The organism is Streptomyces sp. NPDC046203 (assembly GCF_040646255.1).
GTDB lineage: Bacteria > Actinomycetota > Actinomycetes > Streptomycetales > Streptomycetaceae > Streptomyces.
Genome location: NZ_JBEYZX010000052.1, coordinates 1 through 24929, shown reverse-complemented (window position 1 = coordinate 24929; position 24929 = coordinate 1). Strand labels below are relative to the sequence as shown.

Genomic DNA, 24929 nt, shown 5'->3' with positions numbered 1-24929 from the left:
TCATGCCCGCAGCCGCAGGCCCCGGGGCGTGGCGTGGAAACCGGCCGCCTCCAGCGGGCGGGCGAGCGGCGAGGTGAGCGCGGCCTCCCCGTTGATCCGCTGCACCGTGACCGTACCGAGCGCGCCGGCCTTGGCCGAGGCCGCCAGCGCCTCGGCCGCCGCGCGCAGGGCCGGCGCGTCGGGACCGCCCGCCCAGGACAGCACCGACTTGCCGCCGCGCTCCACATAGAGGGCGAGCTCCCCGTCGACCAGGACCACCAGCGCGCCCGCCTTGCGGCCCGGCTTGTGCCCGGCTCCGGTGGGCGGCTCCGGCCAGGACAGGGCCGCTCCGTACGCGTTCGCCGGATCGGCCGCCGCGAGCACCATCGCCCTCGGCCCGGTGCCCTCCTCGGCGCCCCGGTCGCGGGCGGTCGCCGCCGCGCGCAGCCGGTCCACCGCGCCCTCCATCGCGAACTGGGCCGCGCCCAGCCCCTCCACCACATAGCCGCGCCGGGCCTGCCCGCTGTCCTCGAACGCCGACAGGATCCGGTACGTCGCCGCGAAACCGCCCTCGACGCCCTCGGCGGCCACCGCGCCCCGGGTCACCACACCGTGCCGGTCGAGCAGCGTACGGGCCAGGGCGTGCGCGCGGTGGGTGGGCTCGGGTTCGGGCGGCGGCAGCAGCGACCAGCGGCCGCTCACCGTCGGCGGGCCGCTGCGGGAGACCGGGCGGGCCGCGGCGCTCAGCGTCCCGTACCGGCCGCGCGGCACCGTGCGCCGGGCCCGGTGCGCGGTGGATCCGGCGGTGCGGCCCGAGCCGAGGAGCGAACGCAGCGGGGCGAGCGTGTCGTTGGTCAGCCGTCCCGACCAGGCCAGGTCCCACAGCGCGTCGGCGAGCTGCGGATCCGTCGTGTCCGGGTGGGTGGTGGCCCGTACCTGGTCGGCGATCTGACGGAAGAACAGCCCGTATCCGCCGGACAGGGCCGCCAGCACCGACTCGTGCAGCCCCGACAGCTCCAGCGGGTGCGGTGGCGGCAGGAGCAGCGGCGCCGCGTCGGCGAGGTAGAGCGCGACCCAGCCGTCCTTACCGGGCAGCGAGCCCGCGCCCGCCCACACCACCTCGCCGGTGGTGGTCAGTTCGTCGAGCAGCCCCGGGGTGTAGTCGCGGACCCGGGACGGCAGGATCAGCTTCTCCAGGGCGGAGGCGGGCACCGGCGCGCCCTGGAGCTGTTCGATCGCGCGGGCCAGTCCGTCGATCCCGCGCAGACCGCTGCTCCCCAGGTGCTGCCATTGCGGCAGGAAGGTCGCGAGCGCGGCGGGCGGCACCGGTTCCAGTTCCTGGCGCAGCGCCGCGAGGGACCGGCGGCGCAGCCGGCGCAGCACGGTGGCGTCGCACCACTCCTGACCGGTGCCCAGTTCCGATACGGCGGTCCGCAGCGCTTCCTCGGACGGGGCCTCGGCGCCCTGCGGGCGGAACTCGCCCGCCACCACCCGGCCCCCGGCGGCCAGCCGCTGGAGCGCGCCGTCGGTGACCGCAGGGCCGAGCCCGAACCGGGCGGCGGCCTGCGAGGACGTGAACGGCCCGTGGGTCCGGGCGTAGCGGGCGAGCAGATCGGCCAGCGGGTCCTTCACCGGCTCGGTGAACGCCTCGGGTACGCCCACCGGCAGCGCCGTGCCCAGGGCGTCGCGCAGCCGGCCCGCGTCCTCGATCGCGGCCCAGTGGTCCGCGCCCGCGATCCGCACCCGGATCGCCCGCCGGGCCCGGCCCAGCTCCTCCGCCCAGCCGGATCCGGCGCCCCGCTCGGTCAGTTCCGCGTCCGTCAGCGGCCCGAGGACCCGCAGCAGATCCGCGACACCCTCGACATCCTTGATCCGCCGGTCCTCCGTCAGCCACTGGAGCTCCCGCTCCAGTTCGGTCAGCACCTCCGGGTCCAGCAGCTCGCGCAGCTCGGCCTGGCCGAGGAGTTCGGCGAGCAGCCGCGAGTCCAGGGAGAGCGCCGCCGCCCGCCGCTCGGCGAGCGGCGAGTCGCCCTCGTACAGGAACTGCGCGACGTACCCGAACAGCAGGGAGCGGGCGAACGGCGACGGCTCGGGGGTGGTCACCTCCACCAGACGGACCCGGCGGGACTCGATGTCGCCCATCAGCTCGCGCAGCCCGGGGACGTCGAAGACGTCCTGGAGGCACTCGCGGACCGCCTCCAGGACGATGGGGAAGGAGCCGAACTCGCTCGCCACCTGGAGCAGTTGCGCCGCCCGCTGCCGCTGCTGCCACAGCGGGGTACGGCGGCCGGGGCTGCGCCGGGGCAGCAGCAGGGCGCGCGCCGCGCACTCCCGGAACCGGGACGCGAACAGGGCCGAGCCGCCGACCTGGTCGGTGACGATCCGCTCGATCTCGCCCTGGTCGAAGACGGCGTCGGCCGCCCCGACCGGCGCCTGTTCGCTGTCGTACGCCGTCTCGGCGAGCCGGGCCGGGTCCACGGCGTCGCCGGAGGTGCCGTCGAGCAGGTCCAGGCCCATCAGATCCGCGTCGGGCAGCCGCAGCACGATCCCGTCGTCGGCGTGCATCACCTGCGCGTCGAGCCCGTACCGCTCGGCCAGCCGGGCGCCGAGGGCCAGCGCCCACGGCGCGTGCACCTGCGCCCCGAAGGGGGAGTGGACGACGACCCGCCAGTCGCCCAGCTCGTCGCGGAACCGCTCCACCAGGATCGTCCGGTCGTCCGGTACGTGTCCGCAGGACTCGCGCTGCTCGGCGAGATACGCGATCACATTGTCCGCGGCCCAGGCGTCGAGCCCGGCGGCCAGCAGCCGCAGCCGGGCGTCCTCGGGCGCGAGCGCCCCGACCTCGCGCAGGAACGCGCCGACCGCACGGCCCAGTTCGAGCGGCCGGCCCAGCTGGTCGCCCTTCCAGAACGGCAGCCGTCCCGGTACGCCCGGCGCGGGCGTGACCAGGACCCGGTCGCGGGTGATGTCCTCGATGCGCCAGGAGGTGGTGCCGAGGGTGAAGACGTCGCCGACCCGCGACTCGTACACCATCTCCTCGTCCAGCTCGCCGACCCGGCCCCCGCCCTTCTTCGGGTCCGAACCGGCCAGGAACACCCCGAACAGGCCCCGGTCGGGGATCGTGCCCCCGGAGGTGACCGCGAGCCGCTGCGCGCCGGGCCGGCCCGTCACCGTCCCCGCCACCCGGTCCCACACCACGCGCGGGCGCAGTTCGGCGAACGCGTCCGACGGATAACGGCCCGCCAGCATGTCCAGGACCGCCGTGAACGCCGACTCCGGCAGTGCCGCGAACGGCGCGGCCCGCCGCACCGTGGCCAGCAGCTCGTCCACCGGCCGGGTGTCGAGCGCGACCATCGCCACCAGCTGCTGGGCCAGCACGTCCAGCGGATTCGCCGGGACGCGCAGCGACTCGATGGAGCCCGTGCGCATCCGCTCGGTCACCACCGCCGACTGCACCAGATCGCCCCGGTACTTGGGGAAGACCACCCCGGTGGACACCGCGCCGACCTGGTGCCCCGCGCGGCCCACCCGCTGGAGCCCGGAGGCCACCGACGGCGGCGCCTCGACCTGGACGACCAGGTCCACCGCGCCCATGTCGATGCCCAGTTCCAGGCTGGATGTGGCCACCACGGCCGGCAGCCGGCCCGCCTTCAGGTCCTCCTCGACCTGGGCGCGCTGTTCCTTGGAGACCGAGCCGTGGTGCGCCCGGGCGAGCAGCGGCGGCGCGCCCAGGGCCGCGCCGGACTGGGCCATGATCTCGGCGGGCGGGCCGCCCTCGGGCAGGGCCTCGCCGGTGGCCCGTTCGTACCCGATCTCGTTGAGCCGGTTGCACAGGCGCTCGGCGAGCCGGCGCGAGTTGGCGAAGACGATCGTCGAGCGGTGCGCCTGCACCAGATCGGCGATGCGCTCCTCCACATGCGGCCAGATCGACGGCTTGTCCCCGCCGCCCTCCGGTCCGCCGGAGGCGTCGGCCGACGGTGCGCCGCCCAGCTCGCCCATGTCCTGGACCGGCACGACCACCGACAGGTCGAACTCCTTGGCCGACGGCGGCTGGACGATCTCCACCTTCCGCATCGGCGAGAGATACCGCGCCACTTCCTCCACCGGCCGTACCGTCGCCGACAGCCCGATCCGGCGGGCGGGGCGGGGCAGCAGCTCGTCGAGCCGCTCCAGGGACAGCGCCAGATGCGCGCCGCGCTTGGTCCCGGCGACCGCGTGCACCTCGTCGAGGATCACCGTCTCCACGCCCGCGAGGGCGTCGCGAGTGGCCGAGGTCAGCATCAGGAACAGCGACTCGGGGGTGGTGATGAGGATGTCCGGCGGCCGGGTCGCGAGCGTCCGCCGCTCGGCGGGAGGCGTGTCGCCGGAGCGGATGCCGACCCTGATGTCCGGCTCGGGCAGCCCGAGCCGGACCGACTCCTGACGGATGCCGGTCAGCGGCGAGCGCAGATTGCGCTCGACGTCCACGGCGAGCGCCTTCAGCGGTGACACGTACAGCACCCGGCAGCGCTTCTTGGCGTCGGCGGGCGGGGGAGTGGCCGCCAGCCGGTCGAGCGAGGCGAGGAACGCGGCCAGCGTCTTGCCGGAACCCGTCGGCGCCACGACGAGCACGTCCGAGCCCGCGCCGATGGCCCGCCAGGCGCCTTCCTGCGCGGCGGTGGGCGCGGAGAAGGCCCCGGTGAACCAGCTTCGGGTCGCGGGGGAGAAGGTGTCGAGCGCGGAACCGGCCATGCCCCCCATCGTGCACCCCGCCACTGACAACCGCCCGGACCTGGGGAAACCCGTTCGGCGGCGGGTCGTGGCGGGGCCGGCCGGGCGACAATGAGGGCATGGCGAGCAGGGACGCGGACGGACCGGGGCCGGCGGGCCGGACCCCGAACGTTTTGGGCCCCGGCCGTCCGAGCCGGGGCGGTCCCAGCCTGGACGGTACGGGCCCGGGCGACCAGGGGCCGAAGGGCCCGGGTCGGGAGACGGTGGGGCCGCAGACGGCGGGTTCGGAGAGCGCGGGGCCGTCCGTGGCGGAGGGTGTGGGGTCGTCCGCGGGGCCGGAGGGCGTGGGTCCGGGCGAACCGGACTCGGTCCGGGCCGGCCAGGGCCGGGCGGGTCGGGAGCGGGCCGGTCGGGAGCGGGCGGACTCCGATACGGCGCTCCCCGGCCGTCGGACGAGCGGGCCGCGCGGGCACTCCGTCACCGAGGGCGACCGCAGTGGCGCACCCGCCGACGCGGGACGGCCGGGACACGATCCGGAACAGCCAGGACACGATCAGGCGCGATCGGCAGACGATCAGGGACGGCCGGAGGAGTCCGCGCGGCGGCGGGACACCGGCGAGCGGGCCCGCTACTGGCGGCCCGCCGCCCTGCCCGGGGTCGACCTGCTGCACGCCCGCTACGTACGGAAGTCGTTCTCCCGGCACACCCACGAGAGTTTCGTCCTCGCCGCCATCACCGAGGGCGTCGAGTCCTTCCACTACGGCAGCGACCTCGTCCACGCGGGACCCGGCCAGATCGCCCTGGTCAACCCGGACACCCCGCACACCGGGCACGCGGGCGTGCCCGAGGGCTGGACCTATCGCACGATCTATCCCGACCCCGGACTGATCCGGTCCATCGCGGACGACACGCTCGCGCTGCGCGGCGACGCCGGGTTCATCCAGCCCGTCGTGGACGACCCGTACGCGGCGCGGCTCGTCGTCGCCGTGCACCGGGCCGCCGAGGAGGGCAACGCGCTGGCCGCCGACAGCCTGCTGCGCCTGGTCACCGCGCGGGTGCTGCGCAGTCACGGGGGCCGGGTCACGCCGCTGCCCTCGCGCGCGGCGGGGGCGCGGGACGCGGCACGCGCGCGTGCGGTGCTGGAGGAGCGGATGGCCGATCCGCCGACCCTGGAGCGGCTCGCCACCGACCTCGGCACCAGCCCCTTCGCACTGTTGCGGGCCTTCCGGGCCGTGTACGGGATGCCGCCGCACACCTGGCTGACCGACGCGCGGGTCCGGCGGGCCCGGCGGCTCCTCGACGCGGGCGTGCCGCCGGCCGAGGCCGCCCTCGCCGTCGGCTTCACCGACCAGCCGCACCTCAACCGCCATTTCACCCGGAGCGTGGGCGTGCCGCCCGGCGCGTACCAGCGGGGGAGGAGCCGCTGACCGGCGCGGCGCCGGGGCGGGGTGCGGGCACGCGCGCGGGGCACGCGCGCGGGGCGCGGGGCGCGGGGCGCGGGGCGCGCAAGAACGTACAAGACTCCCGTACGACCTGACCCGTACCGTCGCCGACGTGGCAGAACAGACAGCTCCCCTGGACATACCCGGCACCGGGCCCGCCCCGGATCCGGATCCGATCACCGCTTCCCTCCCCACCCCCGCACCCGAGTCCGCGACCCCCAAGAGCGACGCCGCCGTGGTCCGCGACGCCCTCGGGGTCGGGGTGGCCGTCGGGCTCTCGGGCTTCGCCTTCGGCGTCACCTCGGCGGGCTCCGGCCTCAGCCTGCTCCAGACCTGCGCGCTCAGCCTGCTGGTCTTCACCGGCGCCTCGCAGTTCGCGCTGGTGGGCGCGCTCGCGGCGGGCGGCAACCCGTTCACCGCGGCGGCCGGGGCGTTCTTCCTCGGCACCCGTAACGCCTTCTACGGACTGCGTCTGTCGCAGGTACTGGCGCTGCGCCGGATCGTCCGTCCGTTCGCCGCGCAGTGGGTGATCGACGAGACCACGGCCGTCGCCCTCGCCCAGCCCACGCGGAAGGCCGCCCGCCTCGGCTTCACCGTCACCGGTGTGACGCTGTACGTGCTGTGGAACGTGACCACGCTGCTCGGCGCGCTCGGCGCCGAGGCCATCGGCGACACCGGCGCGTGGGGCCTGGACGCGGCCGGGCCCGCCGTCTTCCTCGCCCTGCTCGCGCCGATGCTGCGGACCGCCACCGAGCGGGCCACCGCGGCCTTCGCCGTACTCCTCGGGCTCGGTCTGCTGCCGGTCCTGCCGGCCGGGGTGCCCGTCCTCGTCGCGGCGCTCGCCGCGCCGCTCGTGCTCTGGCTGCGGGGGACGCGCCGGGGCGAGGGGAGTGCCCGATGAACGTCTGGATCGCCATCGCGCTGACCACCGCCGGCTGCTACCTGGTCAAACTGCTCGGCCTGCTCGTCCCGGCCGACACCCTGGAACGTCCCCTCGTCCGGCGTCTGTCCTCACTCCTCCCGGTCGCCCTGCTCGCCGCCCTCACCGCGCAGCAGACCTTCAGCGCCCAGGGCGCCCTCGTCCTCGACGCCCGCGCCGCCGGACTCGGGGCCGCCGCGGTCGCGCTGCTGCTGCGGGCCCCGTTCCTGGTCGTGGTCGCCGTGGCGGTGCTGGTCACGGCGGGAGTACGGGCCCTGAGCGGCTGACGCCCCGCCAGGCCCCCGGATCCCAGACCCCGGCCCCAGACCCCAGACCCCGGCCCTGGGCTCAGCCGATCCGGCGACCGTGCGCGCGCAGCGTCCGCAATGCCTCCACGGTCACGATCGGACGCGACTCCAGGGCCGTTCCCGGTGCCCACTGCCGCCAGGTGACGGGCCAGCCGCCGTCCTCCTGCTGCGCCGCCGCGAGATGGTCGAGGGAGCGCGTCATCTCCTCGTCCGTGAACCAGAGGCGGGCCGTCGAGTCCGGTACGCGCGCGTAGTCGTGCGGATAGTGGTGCTCCCCGGGCGCGTACCCGTCGGCGAGCGGGTAGTCCTGCGGCCGGTCCGGATCGAGCACCGCGAGCCGCTGCTCGCGGACCATGCGCCCGAGCCGGTCGCTCGCCGCCTGCGCGCGGGCTCGGTCCGGGACGCCGTCAAGGAAGGCGATCGCCGCCTGGACCTCGTACGGATGGGATTTCTCCAGCGCGTCCACGGCGGCCCAGCAGAACTCGGTGGCCCGGAACAGCCAGGCGTGCCAGACCTGGTTGCGGTGCAGCAGACCGACCACCGGACCGGTGGCGAGCAGCGCGCTGGGCGGGTCGTCGACGACGGGCACGAACGGGGCCGGCGGGTATCCGCGCTGGGCGGGGCGGACGGCGGGCAGCGCCCCGTCGTAGGTGGACACGTCGGTCAGATAGCGGCAGATCCGCTCGATCCGCAGCCCGCCGCAGCGGCCGATGGAGTCGAGGACCCGCAGCGCGTGCGCGGTGTGCAGGGGCCGGCTGACCGGCCCGCGCAGGTCGGGTTCGAGCGCGTGCCCGTAGCCGCCGTCCTCGCCGAGGTACGCGGTGAGGGCCGCCTCGACGGGGTCGGCGCCGCCGCGCAGGAAGTGATAGGCGAACCGGCGCTGTTCCAGCACGCGGGCGGTCAGCCAGACGAAGTGCTCGGCCCGCGCGAGCGGCGACGCGGACGGAGCGGTGGTTTCTGGAGGAATTCCGGCCATGCTCAGACCGTAGGGGGGAAAGCGCGTCTGACAAGGGCTTCGGCCCCGGCTGCACTCCTGAGGGCGGGATACTGGGGTCATGCGGTTGACGATTTTCTGGGAACGCATGACCGACCACTTCGGTCCGTCCTCTGCCGAGACCTTCGCCCGGGACCATGTGATGTCGGAACTCGGCGGGCGCACGGTGCATCAGGCACTGGACGCGGGCTGGGAGGCCAAGGACGTCTGGCGGGCGGTCTGCTCGGTCGTCGGTGTGCCCGCCGAGAAGCGGTGATGTGAGGGGGTCGGCGGGGAATGTCCGCGAGGTGCGCGAGACTGGCTGAGTGGCCCCGATTGACGCGAACGACGAGACCGATGACGAGAACCGTGACACGGACCGGGCGGCCGGCGACGCCGGCCGTGCCGGTCGCGGCAGCCGTGCCGAGCATGCCCGGGACGGCGGTACGGGACGGAGTGCGGCGCCCGCCGGACAGGCCCTGAGCGCCGACGGCACCACAGGCACAGGCACAGGCACAAGCGCAGGCGCAGGCACAGCCACGGGCAGAGGTGCCGGTGGCGCCACCGCCACCGCGGTGGCGACCGTCCCGGCGCCCTCCCCGGCCGAGTCCGCACCGGCTCCGGGGGAGCACGCGCCCGCCCCGGCCGAGGGCGCGGGCGGCTTCGGCGGCACGGACCGGGCCGGCGCGCCCGCCGGCGCCCGGATGCCCCGCTGGCTGCCCCGCGCCCTGGTGCTCGCCCTCACGCTCTACGCCTGCTTCCAGCTCGGCAGCTGGGCCTTCCACCAGCTGATCGGCCTGCTGCTCAACATCCTGCTCGCCTTCTTCCTGGCCCTGGCCATCGAGCCGGCCGTCGGACGGATGGCGGCCCGCGGCATGCGCCGGGGTGTCGCGACCTTCCTCGTCTTCTCCGGCGTCCTGCTCGCGGGCGCCGGCTTCGTCGCGATGCTCGGCTCGATGCTGGCGGGCCAGATCGTCGACATGGTCGAGAACTTCCCCCAGTACCTCGACTCGCTGATCAACTGGACCAACCAGCACTTCCACACCGAGCTGTCCCGGCTGGAGGTCCAGGACAGCCTGCTGCGGTCCGACTGGCTGCAGAAGTACGTGCAGAACAGCGCGTCGGGCGTGCTGGACGTCTCGACGACCCTGCTCGGCGGGATGTTCAAGCTCCTGACGATCTTCCTGTTCGCGTTCTACTTCGCCGCCGACGGGCCCCGGCTGCGCCGCGGGCTGTGCTCGGTCCTGCCGCCGGCCCGGCAGAAGGAGGTCCTGCGGGCCTGGGAGATCGCCGTCGACAAGACCGGTGGCTACCTCTACTCGCGCGGTCTGATGGCGCTGGTCTCCGGTGTCGCGCACTTCGTGCTCTTCGAGATCCTGGGCGTGCCGTACGCGCCGGCGCTCGGCGTCTGGGTCGGTCTGGTGTCGCAGTTCATCCCGACGATCGGCACCTATCTGGCGGGCGCGCTGCCGATGCTGATCGCCTTCACCGTGGACCCCTGGTACGCGGTGTGGGTGCTGGTCTTCGTGGTGGTGTACCAGCAGGTGGAGAACTACGTGCTCCAGCCGAAGCTCACGTCCAGGACCGTCGACATCCATCCCGCCGTGGCCTTCGGCTCGGTCATCGCGGGCACCGCGCTGCTCGGCGCGGTCGGCGCGCTGATCGCCATCCCGGCCGTCGCCACCCTCCAGGCGTTCCTCGGTGCCTACGTGAAGCGGTACGACGTCACCGAGGACCCGCGCGTCCACGGCCACCGGGGTCAGGGGGAGGCGGTCCTCGCCCGTCTCCAGAAGGCGCTGCACGCCAGGAAGGAAGCGGCCGGGGAGGCCGGATCCGAGGGCTAGGGGTCGCTGCCGGCTCGCCCGGCGCCGATTCCGCGCCGGGCACCCCCCCGTGATTCCAGGGCTCCGGCAGACGCGGGGAACCCCGCCCTCCGGCGGCGGCGCGCCCGGCGCGGTGCGCTTGACACGAAAATCGAACATCTATTCTCATGGGTGCCGGAGCCTTGGAATCACGGGGTTGTCGCCGAGTTATCCACAGGCTGGAGAGACGTCGGGGCCCATTGTCAGTGGCAGGGGTTAGCGTCTTTCACATGAAGCGATCGACTCAAGCAAACCGGGTGGAACCCATGGCAGGAACCGACCGCGAGAAGGCGCTCGACGCCGCGCTCGCACAGATTGAACGGCAATTCGGCAAGGGTGCCGTCATGCGCATGGGAGAGCGCCCGAGGGAGCCGATCGAGGTCATCCCGACCGGATCGACCGCCCTCGACGTCGCCCTCGGCGTCGGCGGCCTGCCGCGTGGCCGTGTCGTCGAGGTCTACGGCCCAGAGTCCTCCGGTAAGACGACCCTGACCCTGCACGCCGTCGCCAACGCGCAGAAGGCCGGCGGCCAGGTCGCCTTCGTGGACGCCGAGCACGCCCTCGACCCCGAGTACGCCCGCAAGCTGGGCGTCGACATCGACAACCTCATCCTGTCCCAGCCGGACAACGGCGAGCAGGCCCTCGAGATCGTCGACATGCTGGTCCGCTCCGGCGCCCTCGACCTGATCGTCATCGACTCCGTCGCCGCGCTCGTCCCGCGCGCGGAGATCGAGGGCGAGATGGGCGACTCGCACGTCGGTCTCCAGGCCCGTCTGATGAGCCAGGCCCTGCGGAAGATCACCAGCGCGCTCAACCAGTCCAAGACCACCGCGATCTTCATCAACCAGCTCCGCGAGAAGATCGGCGTCATGTTCGGCTCGCCGGAGACCACGACCGGTGGCCGCGCGCTGAAGTTCTACGCCTCCGTGCGCATCGACATCCGCCGCATCGAGACCCTGAAGGACGGCACCGAGGCGGTCGGCAACCGCACCCGCTGCAAGGTCGTCAAGAACAAGGTCGCGCCCCCGTTCAAGCAGGCCGAGTTCGACATCCTCTACGGCCAGGGCATCAGCCGCGAGGGCGGTCTGATCGACATGGGCGTGGAGCACGGCTTCGTCCGCAAGGCCGGTGCCTGGTACACGTACGAGGGCGACCAGCTCGGCCAGGGCAAGGAGAACGCCCGCAACTTCCTCAAGGACAACCCCGACCTCGCCAACGAGATCGAGAAGAAGATCAAGGACAAGCTGGGCGTCGGCGTCCGGACCGAGGAGCCCTCGGCCGAGCCGGGCGCGGACGCGGCCGGTGGCGCGGACGAGGCGGGCAAGGCGGCCCCGGCCTCCGCCAAGACCGCCAAGGCGACCAAGGCCACCGCGGCCAAGAGCTGACCCGGTGACCGGTCGCACCGAATGGCCGGACGACAGCCCCGACTCGTCGAGGGCCGAGAAGGCGCTGTCGTCCCAGGACCCGGCCGAGCGGGCGCGGGCGATCTGCCTGCGCCTGCTCACCGGGACCCCGCGCACCCGCAAGCAGCTCGCCGACGCCCTGCGCAAGCGCGAGGTCCCGGACGAGATCGCCGAGGAGGTGCTGTCCCGCTTCGAGGACGTGGGGCTGATCGACGACGCCGCGTTCGCCGGCGCGTGGGTCGACTCCCGTCACCACGGCCGGGGCCTCGCCCGTCGGGCACTCGCCCGTGAGCTGCGTACCAAGGGCGTGGATCCGACGGTGATCCAGGAGGCGGTCGAGCGGCTCGACTCCGACCAGGAGGAGGTCCGCGCCCGCGAACTCGTCGACCGCAAGCTGCGCGCCACCCGCGGTCTCGACCGCGACAAGCGGCTGCGCAGACTCGCCGGCATGCTCGCGCGCAAGGGATACCCGGAGGGCATGGCGCTGCGGGTGGTACGCCAGGCCCTGGAGGAAGAGGGCGAGGACACCGAGGGGCTCGAAGAGCCTTTCTAGGTCCTGCCCGCCGTCTGTCGTCCGCCCGTCCGCCGGGGCGAACCCTCGGTGCTTCCTTCACGGGCCGGGCGGTCCAGCCGATCCCGTGGACCCGGCCGCTCGGGAGACGGCGCGCTCCCCGAACGGGACGCTCGCTCCGGGGGCAGCAGGCTCCCCGGGACGTCAGCCGGCGTCCGCCGCCACGTCCTCGCGGTCCTTCGCGCGCGTCTTCCGGCGTATTTTCCCGCGCCGGCCTCCGCGCCCCGTCTCTGCTTCGTCGCCGTGGCCCTCGTCGTCCGCCATGTCGTCGGCACCCGCGTCGTCCGCTGTGTTTGGGTCCGCGTCGGAGTCCCCGTCCGTGGTCTCGGTGGGTTCGGTGGTCTCGGCCTCGGGGTCGCCGCCCCGTACCGCTTCGGCCGCCGCGTGCAGTTCCTCCGGGAGCACTCCATTGAACGCGGCCGCCAGATGCCCGTCGGGCCGGACGAGGAGCACCGCGTGCGCGGGAGCGCCCGGATAGCCGTCCGTGACCAGCAGTTCGGCCGGCATGGGCAGCTCGTTCACGGCCTTGGCCAGCTGCGGCATCACTCCCGCGCTCACCCAGTGCCGCCGCTCCCACACCCCGGTGCCCGGTGCGACCAGGAGCACCAGCAGCTGCCCCCGGCCGAGCCGGTCGCGCAGCCGTACGGTCGTTCCGTCCGGTGCCGAGACCCGTACGTCGTCGACCGGCGCCCCGTCCGGCGTGTCCACCGGGATCCGGCCCGCGGACGGCTCGGGCGCCAGCGGGGAGTGCGGATAGGCGGGCAGCGCGCCCAGCGGGCCGCGCCCCAGATGCCCGTCGGTGAGCAGGACGTCGTGCCGGTGCCCGCCGCCCGGCAGATGGCCGCGCAGCCCTCCGCCGCCGCGCAGCACCGGAAGCGCCTGGTCGGCCGCGCGCAGCAGACCGGCCACGGCCGCCCGCCGCTCGCTCTGGTAGCTGTCGAGCAGGGTCTCCGAGGTGTCCGGGTGGTGCCAGACATGGGCGAGTTTCCAGGCCAGGTTGTCGACGTCCCGCATCCCCTCGTCGACCCCCTGCGTACCGACCGCGCCCAGCAGATGCGCGGCGTCCCCCGCGAGCAGCACCCGGTCCGCCCGCCAGCGCCGGGCCAGCCGGTGATGCACGGTGTAGACGCCGGTGTCGATCAGTTCGTACGGCGGGGTCTCCCCCTCGCACCAGCCCGCGAGGGTGTCGCGGATCTTGCCGACGAGCGCGTCGGGCGTGACCAGATCGCCGCGCGACGGCAGCAGCCAGTCGATCCGCCACAGCCCGTCGGGCAGCGGCCGGGCCGCGATCTCCTCGCCCGCGTTCCGCCACGGCGGCCGGCGATGCAGCAGGGCCTCGCCCGCCCACGGGAGTTCGGTGCGCAGCGCGGCGACCGCGTGCCGCTCCACCGCCGTACGCCCGGGGAAGCGGACACCGAGCAGCTTGCGCACGATGGAGCGGGCGCCGTCACAGCCGACCAGATGGGTGCCGCGCCACCAGGTCCCGTCGGGACCCCTGGTGTGGGCGCTGACCCCGTGCTCGTCCTGCTCGATGATGTCGACCCGGGAACCGGGGACGAGAGTGACGAGGTCGTGGCGGGCAGCGGCGTCGCGCAGACCGCGCGCGAGGGAGTGCTGGGGGATGTGCAGCGGTGCGGCCGGGCCCGCCGCGTCGCCCGGCAGGCCCTCCTCGCCGGCGATGACGCCACCGAGGCCGAGGTCGAGCGGTACGTTCCGGGTCTGCCGGCCGCGCCGCATGGCGCGCCAGCCGACCCAGCGGACCCCCTCGTCACGCACGGTGGCGCAACCCAGCCGCTCCACCAGCGCGGCCATGTCGGCGCGCAGGACGACGGTACGGGCGGGACGGGGTTCCTCGGTGCCGGAGCCTTCGTCGAGGACGACGCTCGGTACGTCCTGCGCGGCCAGCGCGAGGCAGAGCGCGAGGCCGACCGGCCCCGCGCCCACGATGATCACCGGCTCCACGGGGCTTCTCCCGACGAGGTGCGGGGGCGGCGTACGATCCGAGACCGTACGGCCGTGCGGGAAGCACGGCGAAGGGTGGCGCGGGCCCGGAACTTGATCACAGAACGTATGCAACCCACTGGGGATGCGCGCGTCAAGTGAATGGGGGCAGCGGCGCTCGCCACTGCCCCCGGATGATGTCACATGCCGTCAGATCTTCGCGATGCCGCCGCCGTCGGCCGGTCCGCCGCTCGTCGGGGCGTCGGCCCCGGCGGGCTCCGCCTCGGTGCCCGGGGCACCGGCGTGGGCCACGGCGATACCGGTCTTGGCCCGGCGGCCGCGCTTCTCGATCCAGGTCGCGAGGCCCGACAGGGCGAGGCACAGCGCGATGTAGATGGTGCCGACGACGACGATCGTCGACACATACGGGTACTGGCCGTTGACCAGCGTGTTGGAGGCGATCAGACGGGCGGTCTGGAGCAGCTCCGGGTAGAGGATGACGAAGCCGAGCGAGGTGTCCTTGAGGGTCACCACGAGCTGGCTGATGATCGTCGGCAGCATGGCCCGGATCGCCTGCGGCAGCAGGACGGTGATCATCACCTGCGTCTTCGTCATGCCGAGGGCGTACGCCGCCTCGCGCTGGCCGCGCGGCACCGCGTTCACACCGGCCCGCAGCACCTCGGCCTGGACACAGCCGTTGTAGATCGACAGGCCGAGCGCGAGCGCCCACATCGAGTAGTCGGTGAGGAAGCCGACCCACACCGCGTAGATGGTGATGAGCAGCGGCAGCGAGCGGAAGATCTCGACGAAGGCGGTGGCCGCCCAGCGGACCGGCTTGTGGTCCGAGAGCCGGGCGACGGCGAGCAGCACACCGAGGACGAGGGAGCCGACCGCCGCGAGGCCGAAGGCCTTCAGCGTGGCGACGAGGGCGTCGGCGATGTTCTGCCGGATGCCCGAGTAGTTGAAGATGTCCCACATCTCGGGGGCGAGGTGCCCCTTGGCGCTCAGCCGGGAGATGCTGATGCCCAGCAGGGCGATGATGACGAGGGTGCCGACGACGGCGTAGATCCGGTTGCGGACCTTCGCCTTCGGGCCGGGCGCGTCGAAGAGAACGCTGGCGCTCATCGGGCGACCTCCATGTTGCGCTCGAGGACCCGGAAGAGTCCGCTGATGGCGAAGGTGACGACGAGGTAGGCGACGGCGACCCAGGCGAAGATCGGGGCGATCGCGTAACCCTGCTCGCTCATCAGCGTCTGCCAGCCGAAGAGCTCGGTGACGCTGAAGGCGCCGGCGATGGCCGAGTTCTTGGTCAGCGCGATGAAGATCGAGCTGAGCGGGGGCAGCACGGTCCGGGTGGCCTGCGGCAGCACGATCAGCCGCAGCGTCTGCGAGAAGGACATGCCCAGCGAACGGGCGGCCTCGGCCTGGCCGAGCGGCACGGTGCCGATACCGGAGCGGACGGCCTCGCACACGAAGGACGAGGTGTAGAAGCCGAGCGCGAGCGAGCCGAGCAGGAAGGGGCTCATGCCCGGGAAGAGGATCTCCGGTACGACGAAGAAGAAGATCAGGAAGAGCAGCGTCAGCGGGGTGTTGCGCAGCAGCGTCACCCAGGCGGTGCCGAAGAACCGCAGCGGGGGGACGGGGGAGACCCGGAAGCCGGCGACGACGATGCCGAGGACCAGCGCGATGACCGAGCTGATGGCGGTGATCTCGACGGTTCCTATGAACCCGTCGCGGAATTCCGCGAAATGGTCGAGCAGTACATTCATGAGGACTCCGCGTCGGCGGTCGGCGGCGGGCTTACGGACAGCGGGCCCGCGGGCGAGGGCGCGCGGGCCGGAGGGGGCGCGGGGCGCCCCGAGGCGGGGAAGGGCCTACGGGGCGCTCACGCGGTGGCGGATCAGTAGCGGTTGATCGCCGGCGGCGCGGTGTAGGCCGAGCCGGAGAGGCCGAGGGTGGCCTCGTAGATCTTCTTGTAGGTGCCGTCCTTCTCGAACTTCTCGAGGATGTCGTTCACCTTGCCGCGCAGGACCTTGTCGTCCTTGGCCATGCCGATGCCGTAGGGCTCCTCGGTGAACGGCTTGCCCGCGACCTTGAGCTTGCCGGAGTTGGCGGCGGCGTAGCCCTTGAGGATCGAGTCGTCGGTGGTGACGGCGTCGACCTGCTTGGTGAGCAGCTGCTGGACGCAGTCGGAGTACTTGCCCAGCTCGATCGTCTGCGCGCCGTACTCCGGCTTCTTGATCTCCTGGAGCGGGGTCGAGCCCGTGATCGAGCAGACCTTCTTGCCCTTGACGCTCTCCGGGCCGGTGATCCCGGTCTCGTCCTTGCGGATCAGGAGGTCGGCGCCGGCCTTGTAGTACGGGCCCGCGAAGCCGACCTGCTCCTTGCGCTTGTCGTTGATCGTGTAGGTGCCGACGTAGTAGTCGACCTGACCCGTGGCGATCGCGGTCTCACGGAGCTTGGAGTCGACCGTCTTCCACTCGATCTTGTCCTCGGAGAAGCCGAGCTCGGCGGCGATCATCTTGGCGATCTCGACGTCGAAGCCGGAGCGCTTCTTCGTCGCCTGGTCCTCGAAGCCGAGGTACGGCTGGTCGGCCTTGGAGCCGATGATCAGCTTGCCGCGCTCCTTGGCCTTCTTGAAGGTCGCGGAGTCGAGGCTGACACCGCTCGCGACGGTGTAGGTGGGGAGCTGCGGGGCGGCGGAGTCGCCCGGCTTCGTGGCGGGCTTGTCGCCGGCCGAGCCCTCCTTGCCGCCACAGGCGGTCGCGGTGAGGGCGAGAACGGCAACGGCCACGGCCGCGGTCTTGCGGAGCTTCATCGTGAACATCCCTCAAGTCGTGGGTAGTCGATCGTCAGTGTGCGGCAAGTCGCGTACGGCGGCGGAGAGTTTTCCGCTGCCGGAGGCGGCGCCGAAGTGCCGGTACGCCGGTTGTGCCGAGCGTGTCGGTGACGCCGGCGGGCCGGGGCTTCGATGCTCCGGGTGCGTCGGTACGCCGTTGTGTCGGTGTGCCGGTACGCCGGGGCGTCGGCCGCGCGGGCGCGTCGCGGCGCCGGTTCGGCTCGTCGCCGTACCGCCGGTGCGGCGGCACGGCGCGGGGCCGGGGACTCAGTGGTGCAGGATCTTCGACAGGAAGTCCTTGGCGCGGTCGCTGCGCGGGTTGCTGAAGAATTCCTCGGGGGAGGCCTGCTCGATGATCCGGCCGTCGGCCATGAACACCACGCGGTTGGCGGCGGAGCGGGCGAAGCCCATCTCGTGCGTGACGACGACCATCGTCATGCCCTCGCGCGCCAGCTGCTGCATGACCTCCAGGACCTCGTTGATCATCTCCGGGTCGAGTGCCGAGGTCGGCTCGTCGAACAGGATGACCTTCGGGCCCATGGCCAGCGCGCGGGCGATGGCCACGCGCTGCTGCTGACCACCGGAGAGCTGCGCCGGGTACTTGTCCGCGTGGGCGGCGAGCCCGACCCGGTCGAGCAGCGCGCGCGCCTTGGTCTCGGCTTCCTTCTTGTCGGTCTTGCGGACCTTTATCTGCCCCAGCATCACGTTCTCGAGCACGGTCTTGTGCGCGAAGAGGTTGAACGACTGGAAGACCATGCCGACGTCCGACCGCAGTCGCGCCAGCTCCCGGCCCTCCTGGGGCAGGGGCTTCCCGTCGATGGTGATGCTGCCGGAGTCGATGGTCTCCAGGCGGTTGATCGTGCGGCACAGCGTGGACTTGCCGGACCCGGACGGACCGATGACCACCACGACCTCGCCGCGGTGAATCGTCAGGTCGATGTCCTGGAGCACGTGCAGCGCGCCGAAGTGCTTGTTCACGTCGGAGAGCACGACCAGCTCGTCCGCGGTCGGCACGGCGTCCCTCACACCCTTGGTCACTGACACATTGCTCATCGGCTTATCGCTCCGTCCTGCTCGGTTGGGGAGGACATTAGAGAGCAGATGGGAGCGGAGTCATCACATCTGAGCGAAGTTTGAGGATAACGATCCGGTCGCAAACGGGCACTCTGTGTGAAGAGGATGTGCTGTGGCGTACCGGCTGCATAACGGAAACAACGGAAAAACAGGGGAAGGCTTGACGGAGACCGCCACCATCGGCGTTCATGCCTTGGTAGACAGATGTCCATCGCACGCCGCGGGTGTTCACCCGCGGGACGCCGCGTGGCATCCGCGGGGCGGCCGGGCATATGCCGGGCTGTCCATGGATTCGGCCGGGCATATGCCCGACGTCACCGCCCAGTACCGCGCACCCATCCCAGGGGCGTGCACCCGAGCGACCCCGAGGCACGAAGGAGGGCCCATGAGACTGCTGCTCGTCGAGGACGACGACCATGTCGCCGCCGCGCTCTCCGCGATCCTCGCCCGCCATGGCTTCTCCGTCACCCACGCCCGCAACGGCGAGGAGGCGCTCCAGGCCGTGCTGCCCGCCGCGCACGGCGAGCGCCCCTCGTTCGGGGTGATCCTGCTCGACCTCGGCCTGCCCGACCAGGACGGCTACCAGGTCTGCGGACGGATCCGGAAGCTCACCAGCACCCCCGTGATCATGGTGACCGCCCGCTCGGATGTACGGTCCCGGATCCACGGCCTGAACCTGGGCGCCGACGACTACGTGGTCAAGCCGTACGACACCGGCGAACTGCTGGCCCGGATCCATGCCGTCAGCCGGCGCAGCACCACCGGCGAGGAGGCCGGGACGGGCGCCGACGAGGGCGTGCTGCGCCTTGGCAACGTCACCGTCGAGCTGCCCACCCGCCGGGTCAGCGTCGGCGGCGACACCGTCCCGCTCACCCGCAAGGAGTTCGACCTGCTGGCGCTGCTCGCCCAGCGGCCCGGCGTGGTCTTCCGCCGCGAGCAGATCATCAGCGAGGTCTGGCGCACCAACTGGGAGGGCACCGGCCGCACGCTGGAGGTCCATGTCGCCTCCCTGCGCTCGAAGCTGCGCCTGCCCGCCCTGATCGAGACCGTGCGGGGCGTCGGCTACCGCCTGGTCGCGCCCGCCGCGTAACCACCCTGCCCCGGCCCGCCCGTGCGCACCCGACTCCTGCCCCTGCTGATCGTCCTGATGGCCGGTGTGCTGCTCGCCCTCGGCTTCCCGCTGGCCGCCGGGAACGCCGCCGCCGAGCAGCAGCGGGTGGTCGTCGACCGGCTCGACGACGCCGCCCGCTTCGCCGCGCTCGCCCAGTTCGTCAGCGAGCGCCGCTTCGGGCCCGACGAGCGGCGCACCACCCTGAGCGGCGAACTCGCCAGCTACCACGACGTGTACGACATCCGGGCCGGCATCTTCTACCGCGACAACCGCGCCATGGCCGCCGCGCCCGAGGACTGGGTCGTCCCCTACGACGGGGAAGGCCGGCGCGCCTTCAACGAGGCCCTGCTCGGCCGCCGCAGCCACGACCCGCCGCAGGTCTGGCCCTGGCAGAGCGACGCGCGGCTGATCATCGCCTCCCCGGTGGTCCGGGACGGCGATGTCGTCGCCGTCGTCGTCACCGACTCGCCCACCGGCGAACTGCGTGCGCGCGTCCTGCACGGCTGGCTGCTGATCTTCGTCGGCGAGGTCGCGGCCATGCTGCTCGCGGTCGGCGCCGCCTTCCGGCTCACCGGATGGGTGCTGCGCCCGGTGCGGATCCTCGACGCCGCCACCCACGACATCGCGACCGGCCGGATGAATTCCCGGGTCGCCGCCGCCGGCGGCCCGCCCGAACTGCGCCGCCTCGCCCGCTCCTTCAACGAGATGGCCGACAACGTCGAGGAAGTCCTCGAACAGCAGCGGGCCTTCGTCGCCGACGCCTCGCACCAGCTGCGCAACCCGCTCTCCGCGCTGCTGCTGCGCATCGAGCTGCTCGCGCTCGAACTTCCCGAGGACAACGAGGAGATCGCCTCCGTCCGCACCGAGGGCAAGCGGCTCGCCCGGGTGCTCGACGACCTGCTCGACCTGGCCCTCGCCGAGCACACCGCCGCCGATCTGCGGCTCACCGACATCGGCGCGCTCACCGCCGAACGGGTCGCCTCCTGGCGTCCGGTCGCCGAGGACAAGGGCGTACGGATCGAGGCCGACCTCGCGGCCCTGGCGGCCTGGGCGGACCCGGTGGCGCTCTCCAGCGCGCTCGACGCGGTGATCGACAACGCGCTGAAGTTCACCCCGGAGGGTGAGGACGTCACCGTCGTCACCCGGCTCGCACAGGACGGCCGGACCGTCGAGATCGAGATCGCCGACCACGGGCCCGGTCTCACGGAGGAGGAACTGGAGCGGGTCGGCGACCGCTTCTGGCGCTCCGGCCGGCACCAGAACATCAGCGGTTCCGGGCTCGGTCTGTCCATCGCGCGGGTGCTGCTCGCGGCGGGCGAGGGCACGATCGCGTACGCCCCGCACACGCCGCACGGTCTGAAGGTCACCGTCCGCGTCCCGAGGGAGGATCCGCGCGGCGAGCTTCCCGGGGGAGCGGACGGGGAGCAGGAGTAGTCCGGGGCAGGGGGCTCAGGGGTTTTCGTGGGTGCCTGGTTGTGGGGCTTCCGGGTTTCCGGGCCTCAAGGCCTCAAGGCCTCAGGGCTTCAGGGCTTCACGGAGCGGTAGTAACGCTGTGCGCCCTCGTGCAGCGGCAGCGGCTCGGTGTAGATCGCGGTCCGCAGATCCACCAGCTGGGCCGGGTGCACCTTGCTGCCGATCCCGTCCCGGCTGCCGATCACCGTGCGGGTGAAGCCCTCCACCAGGTCGGGGTCGGCCGCGTCGGTGGTGACGAGGATGTTCGCCACGGCCAGGGTCTCCACCGGGTTGCCGTTCTGGGCGAGCGCGTAGGCGTCGCCCGGCATCACCGCCGTGCGGTAGAAGCGGGTGGACTCGCCCACGTCGTGCAGGCTCCGCGCCAGGGCCGCGTCCAGCGGCACCAGCCGTACCGGAAGCCGCTCGGACAGTGCCTGGACGGCCTGGGTGGGCAGCCCGCCCGACCAGAAGAACGCGTCGATCTCGCGGCGTTCCAGCAGGCTCGGCATCGTGTCGATGCCGGCCGGGACGGGTGTGATGCCCACATCCGGGGTGAGCCCGGCCGCCGCGAGGACCCGGTCGGCGATCAGCCGCACCCCCGATCCCGACTGGCCGACGCCGACGCGCAGCCCGCGCAGATCCGCCACCGACTGGACGGGTGAGCCCTTGGGGACGACCAGCTGGATGTAGTCGTCGTACAGCCGGGCGCAGCCGCGCAGCCGTTCGAAGCCGGGTTTGCGGTCCCGCTGGTACTGGGCCACGGCGTCCGCTGTCGCCACGGTGAAGTCGGCCTCACCGGACGCGAGCCGAGCCAGGTTCTGCTGGGACCCCTCGCTGTTCGTCAGGGATATCGAGACATGAGGCAGATCGCGGTCGAGGGCCTGCTGGAGCAGCTCCCCGTACCGCTGGTAGACGCCCGTGGGGACGCCCGTACTGAAGGTGATGTGCCCGCTCGGCGACTTCGAACCGAAAGGAACCAGCCATCCCACCAGTAGTCCGGCCAGCGCCAGAAGCGCCACCGCGAGAGGGAGGACGCGGCGGCGGACGGAACGGGGCAGGGAGGCGAACACCTGGCGATCCTGCCAGCCGGGCCCCGTTTCTGACCAGGGTGGGACGGAGGGAGGTAGTGGGCGGGGCGGGTGATCGAAGTGGCATATGCCCTGATGAGAAGGGCCGTACGGCCCCGATGTGAGGGTGGCGACATGGCCGGATTTCGTCAGCCCGTGATACCGCCCGCCCGCCCGTTCACACGGACGGACGGGCTTGCGGGAGGACGGCGGAAAGCGGGGGTCCGGCCCCGCGTACGGCCGAGGCGCCGGGGCCGACCTGACGAACCCCGGCTCGGCGGAGGAGCTGCCCGGGCGGGGTCGTATCGGGACCGCACCGGCGTCGTATCGGGACCGCACCGGGGTCGTACCGGGGGCGCGCCGCGCGGTGTACGCCGGTCCCGCGGAGCGGCCCCGCCCCCGCCCGGCCGCTCCGGACGGGGCAGCGCCCGGCACCGCATACCCTTGTCGCATGACCAGCAGCGACCGGAGCCAGACAGTGGACGTCCAGCGAACCTATGAAGTACGCACCTACGGGTGCCAGATGAACGTCCACGACTCCGAGCGGCTCTCCGGCCTCCTTGAGGACGCCGGCTACGTACGGGCCTCCGAGACCGCCGACGGCGATGCCGACGTCGTGGTCTTCAACACCTGCGCGGTCCGCGAGAACGCCGACAACAAGCTCTACGGCAACCTCGGCCACCTCGCGCCGAAGAAGGCCGCCCGCCCCGGCATGCAGATCGCCGTCGGCGGCTGCCTCGCCCAGAAGGACCGCGACACCATCGTCAAGCGGGCCCCCTGGGTCGACGTGGTCTTCGGCACCCACAACATCGGCAAGCTGCCGGTCCTGCTGGAGCGCGCCCGCGTCCAGGAGGAGGCACAGGTCGAGATCGCGGAGTCGCTGGAGGCGTTCCCGTCGACGCTGCCGACCCGCCGCGAGTCCGCGTACGCCGCCTGGGTGTCGATCTCCGTCGGCTGCAACAACACCTGCACCTTCTGTATCGTCCCGGCGCTGCGCGGCAAGGAGAAGGACCGCCGGCCCGGCGACATCCTCGCCGAGATCGAGGCCCTGGTCGGCGAGGGCGTCTCCGAGATCACCCTGCTCGGCCAGAACGTCAACGCCTACGGCTCCGACATGGGCGACCGCGAGGCCTTCAGCAAGCTGCTGCGCGCCTGCGGCGACATCGAGGGCCTGGAGCGGGTCCGCTTCACCTCCCCGCACCCGCGCGACTTCACCGACGACGTCATCGCCGCCATGGCCGAGACGCCGAACGTCATGCCGCAGCTGCACATGCCGCTCCAGTCCGGCTCGGACACCGTCCTGAAGGCGATGCGCCGCTCGTACCGCCAGGACCGCTTCCTCGGGATCATCGAGAAGGTGCGCGCAGCCATCCCGCACGCCGCCATCTCCACCGACATCATCGTGGGCTTCCCCGGCGAGACCGAGGAGGACTTCGAGCAGACCATGCACGTGGTGCGCGAGGCCCGTTTCGCGAGCGCGTTCACGTTCCAGTACTCCAAGCGCCCCGGCACCCCGGCCGCCACCATGGAGGACCAGATCCCCAAGGAGGTCGTGCAGGCCCGCTACGAGCGCCTGGTCGCCCTCCAGGAGGAGATCTCCTGGGACGAGAACAAGAAGCAGGTCGGCCGCACCCTCGACGTCATGGTCGCCGAGGGCGAGGGACGCAAGGACGGCGAGACGCACCGCCTCTCCGGCCGCGCTCCCGACAACCGGCTCGTCCACTTCACCAAGCCCGACGAGGACGTGCGCCCCGGCGACGTCGTGACCGTCGAGATCACCTACGCCGCCCCGCACCACCTCCTCGCCGAGGGCCCGGTCGCCGCCGTGCGCCGCACCCGCGCGGGTGACGCCTGGGAGAAGCGCACCGCCGCGCCCGAGCCGAAGCCGGCCGGGGTGCTGCTGGGTCTGCCGAAGATCGGCGTCCCGGAGCCGCTGCCGGTGGCGGACGCGCCGGCGTGCGGGAGTCACTGACGCACGCGTACACCCACGCGTGCACCACTCACTCATCAGCGGGGGGACCGCATGGGGCACTGGCTCATCGTGGCGAGGTACGGCACTGGAGCCGACCCCTACAGGACCGATCTCGTCGCGGAAGTGACCGGCGACCGGGAGCAGGCCGAGGAGGCACTGCGGCAGGTGGCTCTCACCTTCCGCGGGCCGATGCGGGAGAAGCGGCGTCAGGTGTACCGGATGGGCGAGAGCGACAGCTATCTCGTCCGGGTGAAGGGGAGGGTGTCCGCTACAGAGACCGTCCTCAGCCTGGCCGAGCTGGTGTACGACTCGGCCGAGCCGGACGGAACGCCAAAGGACCGGCACCCGGCCTGGTAGCGCCCTGGCGCAGTAGGCTGCGGATCATGCTTGTCGCCGCCGCCGTCTGTCCCTGCCCCCCGCTCCTCGTGCCCGCCGTCGCGGCCGGTGCCGCGTCGGAGCTCGCCGACGCGCGTACGGCCTGTTCCGACGCGCTCGGCGTGCTCGCCGCCGCCCGCCCCGACCGGCTCGTGGTCGTCGGCCCCGCTGTCGAGGGCGCGCGGGGCGGCTTCCCGGGCGGTTCGGCGGGCTCGTTCGCCGCGTTCGGAGTCGATCTGTCCGTACGCCTCGGCAGCGGGTCCGGGGGCGAGCGTCCGCTGCCCGCCTCGCTCTCCGTCGCCGCCTGGCTGCTCGGCCACACCAACTGGTCCGGCGCCCCGGTGGAGGGGCTCGGCGTCGCGGAGTCGGCGCAGGCCGTCCGATGCGCGGAGACCGGACGGGAGATCGCCGGGTCGGCGGAGCGGGTCGCCCTGCTCGTCATGGGTGACGGCAGCGCCTGCCGCACGGTCAAGGCGCCCGGTTACCTGGACGAACGCGCCGAGGCATTCGACGCGGCCGCCGCGCGGGCGCTGGGTACGGCCGACACGGCCGCTCTGCTGGCACTGGACGCCGGTCTGGGGAGTGAGCTGAAGGCGGCCGGACGGGCCCCCTGGCAGGTGCTCGCGGGCGCCGCCGAGGGCACGGACCTCGCGGGGCGGCTGCTGTACGAGGACGCCCCCTACGGGGTCGGGTACGTCGTCGCCACCTGGAGCTGACCCGGACAAGCCGACCCGTACGGCTGACCCGTACGAGCTGACCCCCGTGGGCGTCGACCCGCACCACACGCGCGCGCGTGCCCCGGGGAACGCGCGCGTGACAACGGCGGACGGCCGTGGCCGCCGACGTAAGTCATCCGGTGTTCCATGCTGGACGCGGAACGAGGCCGACGGTCCGCACGTCGGCCGGTTCGGGCACACGACCGGAGGGAGAG

19 protein-coding genes and 1 pseudogene are annotated in these 24929 nt (G+C 72.8%); 12 read left to right on the top strand and 8 right to left on the bottom strand.

Annotated elements, in window-relative coordinates; translation table 11 throughout:
• On the bottom strand, positions 1-4710 hold the full coding sequence (locus ABZ990_RS27005) for an ATP-dependent helicase (RefSeq protein WP_361236745.1): 4710 nt from the start codon (positions 4708-4710) through the stop codon (positions 1-3).
• 626 nt (positions 4711-5336) lie between these two features.
• On the opposite strand from ABZ990_RS27005, the gene ABZ990_RS27000 reads away from it, so the two are divergent.
• From ABZ990_RS27000 to ABZ990_RS26990, 3 genes are all read left to right on the top strand, one after another.
• Entirely contained in the window at positions 5337-6116 is a 780-nt protein-coding gene (locus ABZ990_RS27000) for an AraC family transcriptional regulator (protein WP_361236785.1), read from the top strand.
• Between the two features lie 127 nt (positions 6117-6243).
• A complete protein-coding gene (locus ABZ990_RS26995) occupies positions 6244-7032 on the top strand; it encodes an AzlC family ABC transporter permease (protein ID WP_361236742.1) in 789 nt (262 codons plus the stop codon).
• Positions 7029-7337 carry an AzlD domain-containing protein gene (locus tag ABZ990_RS26990; RefSeq protein WP_361236739.1) on the top strand — a complete coding sequence of 103 codons (309 nt, stop codon included), beginning with the start codon at positions 7029-7031 and terminating at the stop codon, positions 7335-7337. The genes ABZ990_RS26995 and ABZ990_RS26990 overlap by 4 nt, the downstream gene beginning before the upstream one ends.
• A gap of 61 nt (positions 7338-7398) precedes the next feature.
• Here ABZ990_RS26990 and ABZ990_RS26985 read toward each other — a convergent pair whose 3' ends face one another.
• The gene (locus ABZ990_RS26985) at positions 7399-8334 is read right to left on the bottom strand and encodes a hypothetical protein (protein WP_361236736.1); all 936 of its coding nucleotides are present in this window, start codon (positions 8332-8334) and stop codon (positions 7399-7401) included.
• 79 nt (positions 8335-8413) lie between these two features.
• Here ABZ990_RS26985 and ABZ990_RS26980 point away from each other — a divergent pair, with 79 nt between their 5' ends.
• The 4 genes and pseudogenes from ABZ990_RS26980 (at position 8414) to recX (ending at position 12149) form a co-directional block, all read left to right on the top strand.
• Entirely contained in the window at positions 8414-8608 is a 195-nt protein-coding gene (locus ABZ990_RS26980) for a DUF3046 domain-containing protein (protein ID WP_361236733.1), read from the top strand.
• Between the two features lie 427 nt (positions 8609-9035).
• On the top strand, positions 9036-10175 hold the full coding sequence (locus ABZ990_RS26975; RefSeq protein ID WP_361236782.1) for an AI-2E family transporter: 1140 nt from the start codon (positions 9036-9038) through the stop codon (positions 10173-10175).
• A 146-nt stretch (positions 10176-10321) separates the two neighbouring features.
• A pseudogene (recA, locus tag ABZ990_RS26970) lies at positions 10322-11431 on the top strand (recombinase RecA); the annotation flags it as partial.
• Positions 11322-12149: a recombination regulator RecX gene (gene recX / locus ABZ990_RS26965; RefSeq protein WP_361236731.1), complete on the top strand. Its 828-nt coding sequence runs from the start codon at positions 11322-11324 to the stop codon at positions 12147-12149. The pseudogene recA and the gene recX, both read left to right, overlap by 110 nt.
• A 162-nt stretch (positions 12150-12311) precedes the next feature.
• On the opposite strand, the gene ABZ990_RS26960 is transcribed toward recX, so the two are convergent.
• From ABZ990_RS26960 to ABZ990_RS26940, 5 genes are all read right to left on the bottom strand, one after another.
• Positions 12312-14129 (bottom strand): FAD-dependent monooxygenase, encoded by a 1818-nt coding sequence (locus tag ABZ990_RS26960; protein WP_361236728.1) that lies wholly within the window; start codon positions 14127-14129, stop codon positions 12312-12314.
• Between the two features lie 189 nt (positions 14130-14318).
• Positions 14319-15233, bottom strand: a complete 915-nt coding sequence (locus tag ABZ990_RS26955; RefSeq protein ID WP_361236725.1) for an amino acid ABC transporter permease — start codon at positions 15231-15233, stop codon at positions 14319-14321.
• Positions 15230-15877 carry an amino acid ABC transporter permease gene (locus tag ABZ990_RS26950; protein ID WP_361236722.1) on the bottom strand — a complete coding sequence of 216 codons (648 nt, stop codon included), beginning with the start codon at positions 15875-15877 and terminating at the stop codon, positions 15230-15232. The genes ABZ990_RS26955 and ABZ990_RS26950 overlap by 4 nt, the downstream gene beginning before the upstream one ends.
• 131 nt (positions 15878-16008) lie before the next feature.
• Positions 16009-16926 (bottom strand): glutamate ABC transporter substrate-binding protein, encoded by a 918-nt coding sequence (locus ABZ990_RS26945; protein ID WP_361236719.1) that lies wholly within the window; start codon positions 16924-16926, stop codon positions 16009-16011.
• Positions 16927-17214: 288 nt separating this feature from the next.
• Positions 17215-18000: an amino acid ABC transporter ATP-binding protein gene (locus ABZ990_RS26940; RefSeq protein ID WP_361236716.1), complete on the bottom strand. Its 786-nt coding sequence runs from the start codon at positions 17998-18000 to the stop codon at positions 17215-17217.
• 406 nt (positions 18001-18406) lie between these two features.
• Between ABZ990_RS26940 and ABZ990_RS26935 the strand changes: the two genes are divergently transcribed.
• Positions 18407-19111: a response regulator transcription factor gene (locus ABZ990_RS26935; protein ID WP_361236713.1), complete on the top strand. Its 705-nt coding sequence runs from the start codon at positions 18407-18409 to the stop codon at positions 19109-19111.
• A 21-nt stretch (positions 19112-19132) separates the two neighbouring features.
• The gene (locus tag ABZ990_RS26930) at positions 19133-20566 is read left to right on the top strand and encodes a HAMP domain-containing sensor histidine kinase (RefSeq protein ID WP_361236710.1); all 1434 of its coding nucleotides are present in this window, start codon (positions 19133-19135) and stop codon (positions 20564-20566) included.
• Positions 20567-20655: 89 nt separating this feature from the next.
• On the opposite strand, the gene ABZ990_RS26925 is transcribed toward ABZ990_RS26930, so the two are convergent.
• Positions 20656-21654 (bottom strand): TAXI family TRAP transporter solute-binding subunit, encoded by a 999-nt coding sequence (locus ABZ990_RS26925; RefSeq protein WP_361236706.1) that lies wholly within the window; start codon positions 21652-21654, stop codon positions 20656-20658.
• Between the two features lie 448 nt (positions 21655-22102).
• On the opposite strand from ABZ990_RS26925, the gene miaB reads away from it, so the two are divergent.
• Genes miaB through ABZ990_RS26910 form a run of 3 tightly spaced genes read left to right on the top strand, consistent with a single transcriptional unit; the run spans position 22103 to position 24714 of the window.
• Positions 22103-23623 carry a tRNA (N6-isopentenyl adenosine(37)-C2)-methylthiotransferase MiaB gene (miaB, locus tag ABZ990_RS26920; protein WP_361236703.1) on the top strand — a complete coding sequence of 507 codons (1521 nt, stop codon included), beginning with the start codon at positions 22103-22105 and terminating at the stop codon, positions 23621-23623.
• A gap of 51 nt (positions 23624-23674) precedes the next feature.
• Entirely contained in the window at positions 23675-23980 is a 306-nt protein-coding gene (locus ABZ990_RS26915; RefSeq protein WP_361236700.1) for a hypothetical protein, read from the top strand.
• A 26-nt stretch (positions 23981-24006) separates the two neighbouring features.
• Complete coding sequence (locus ABZ990_RS26910) at positions 24007-24714, top strand: hypothetical protein (protein WP_361236697.1); 708 nt, start codon at positions 24007-24009, stop codon at positions 24712-24714.
• Positions 24715-24929 lie beyond the last annotated feature (215 nt).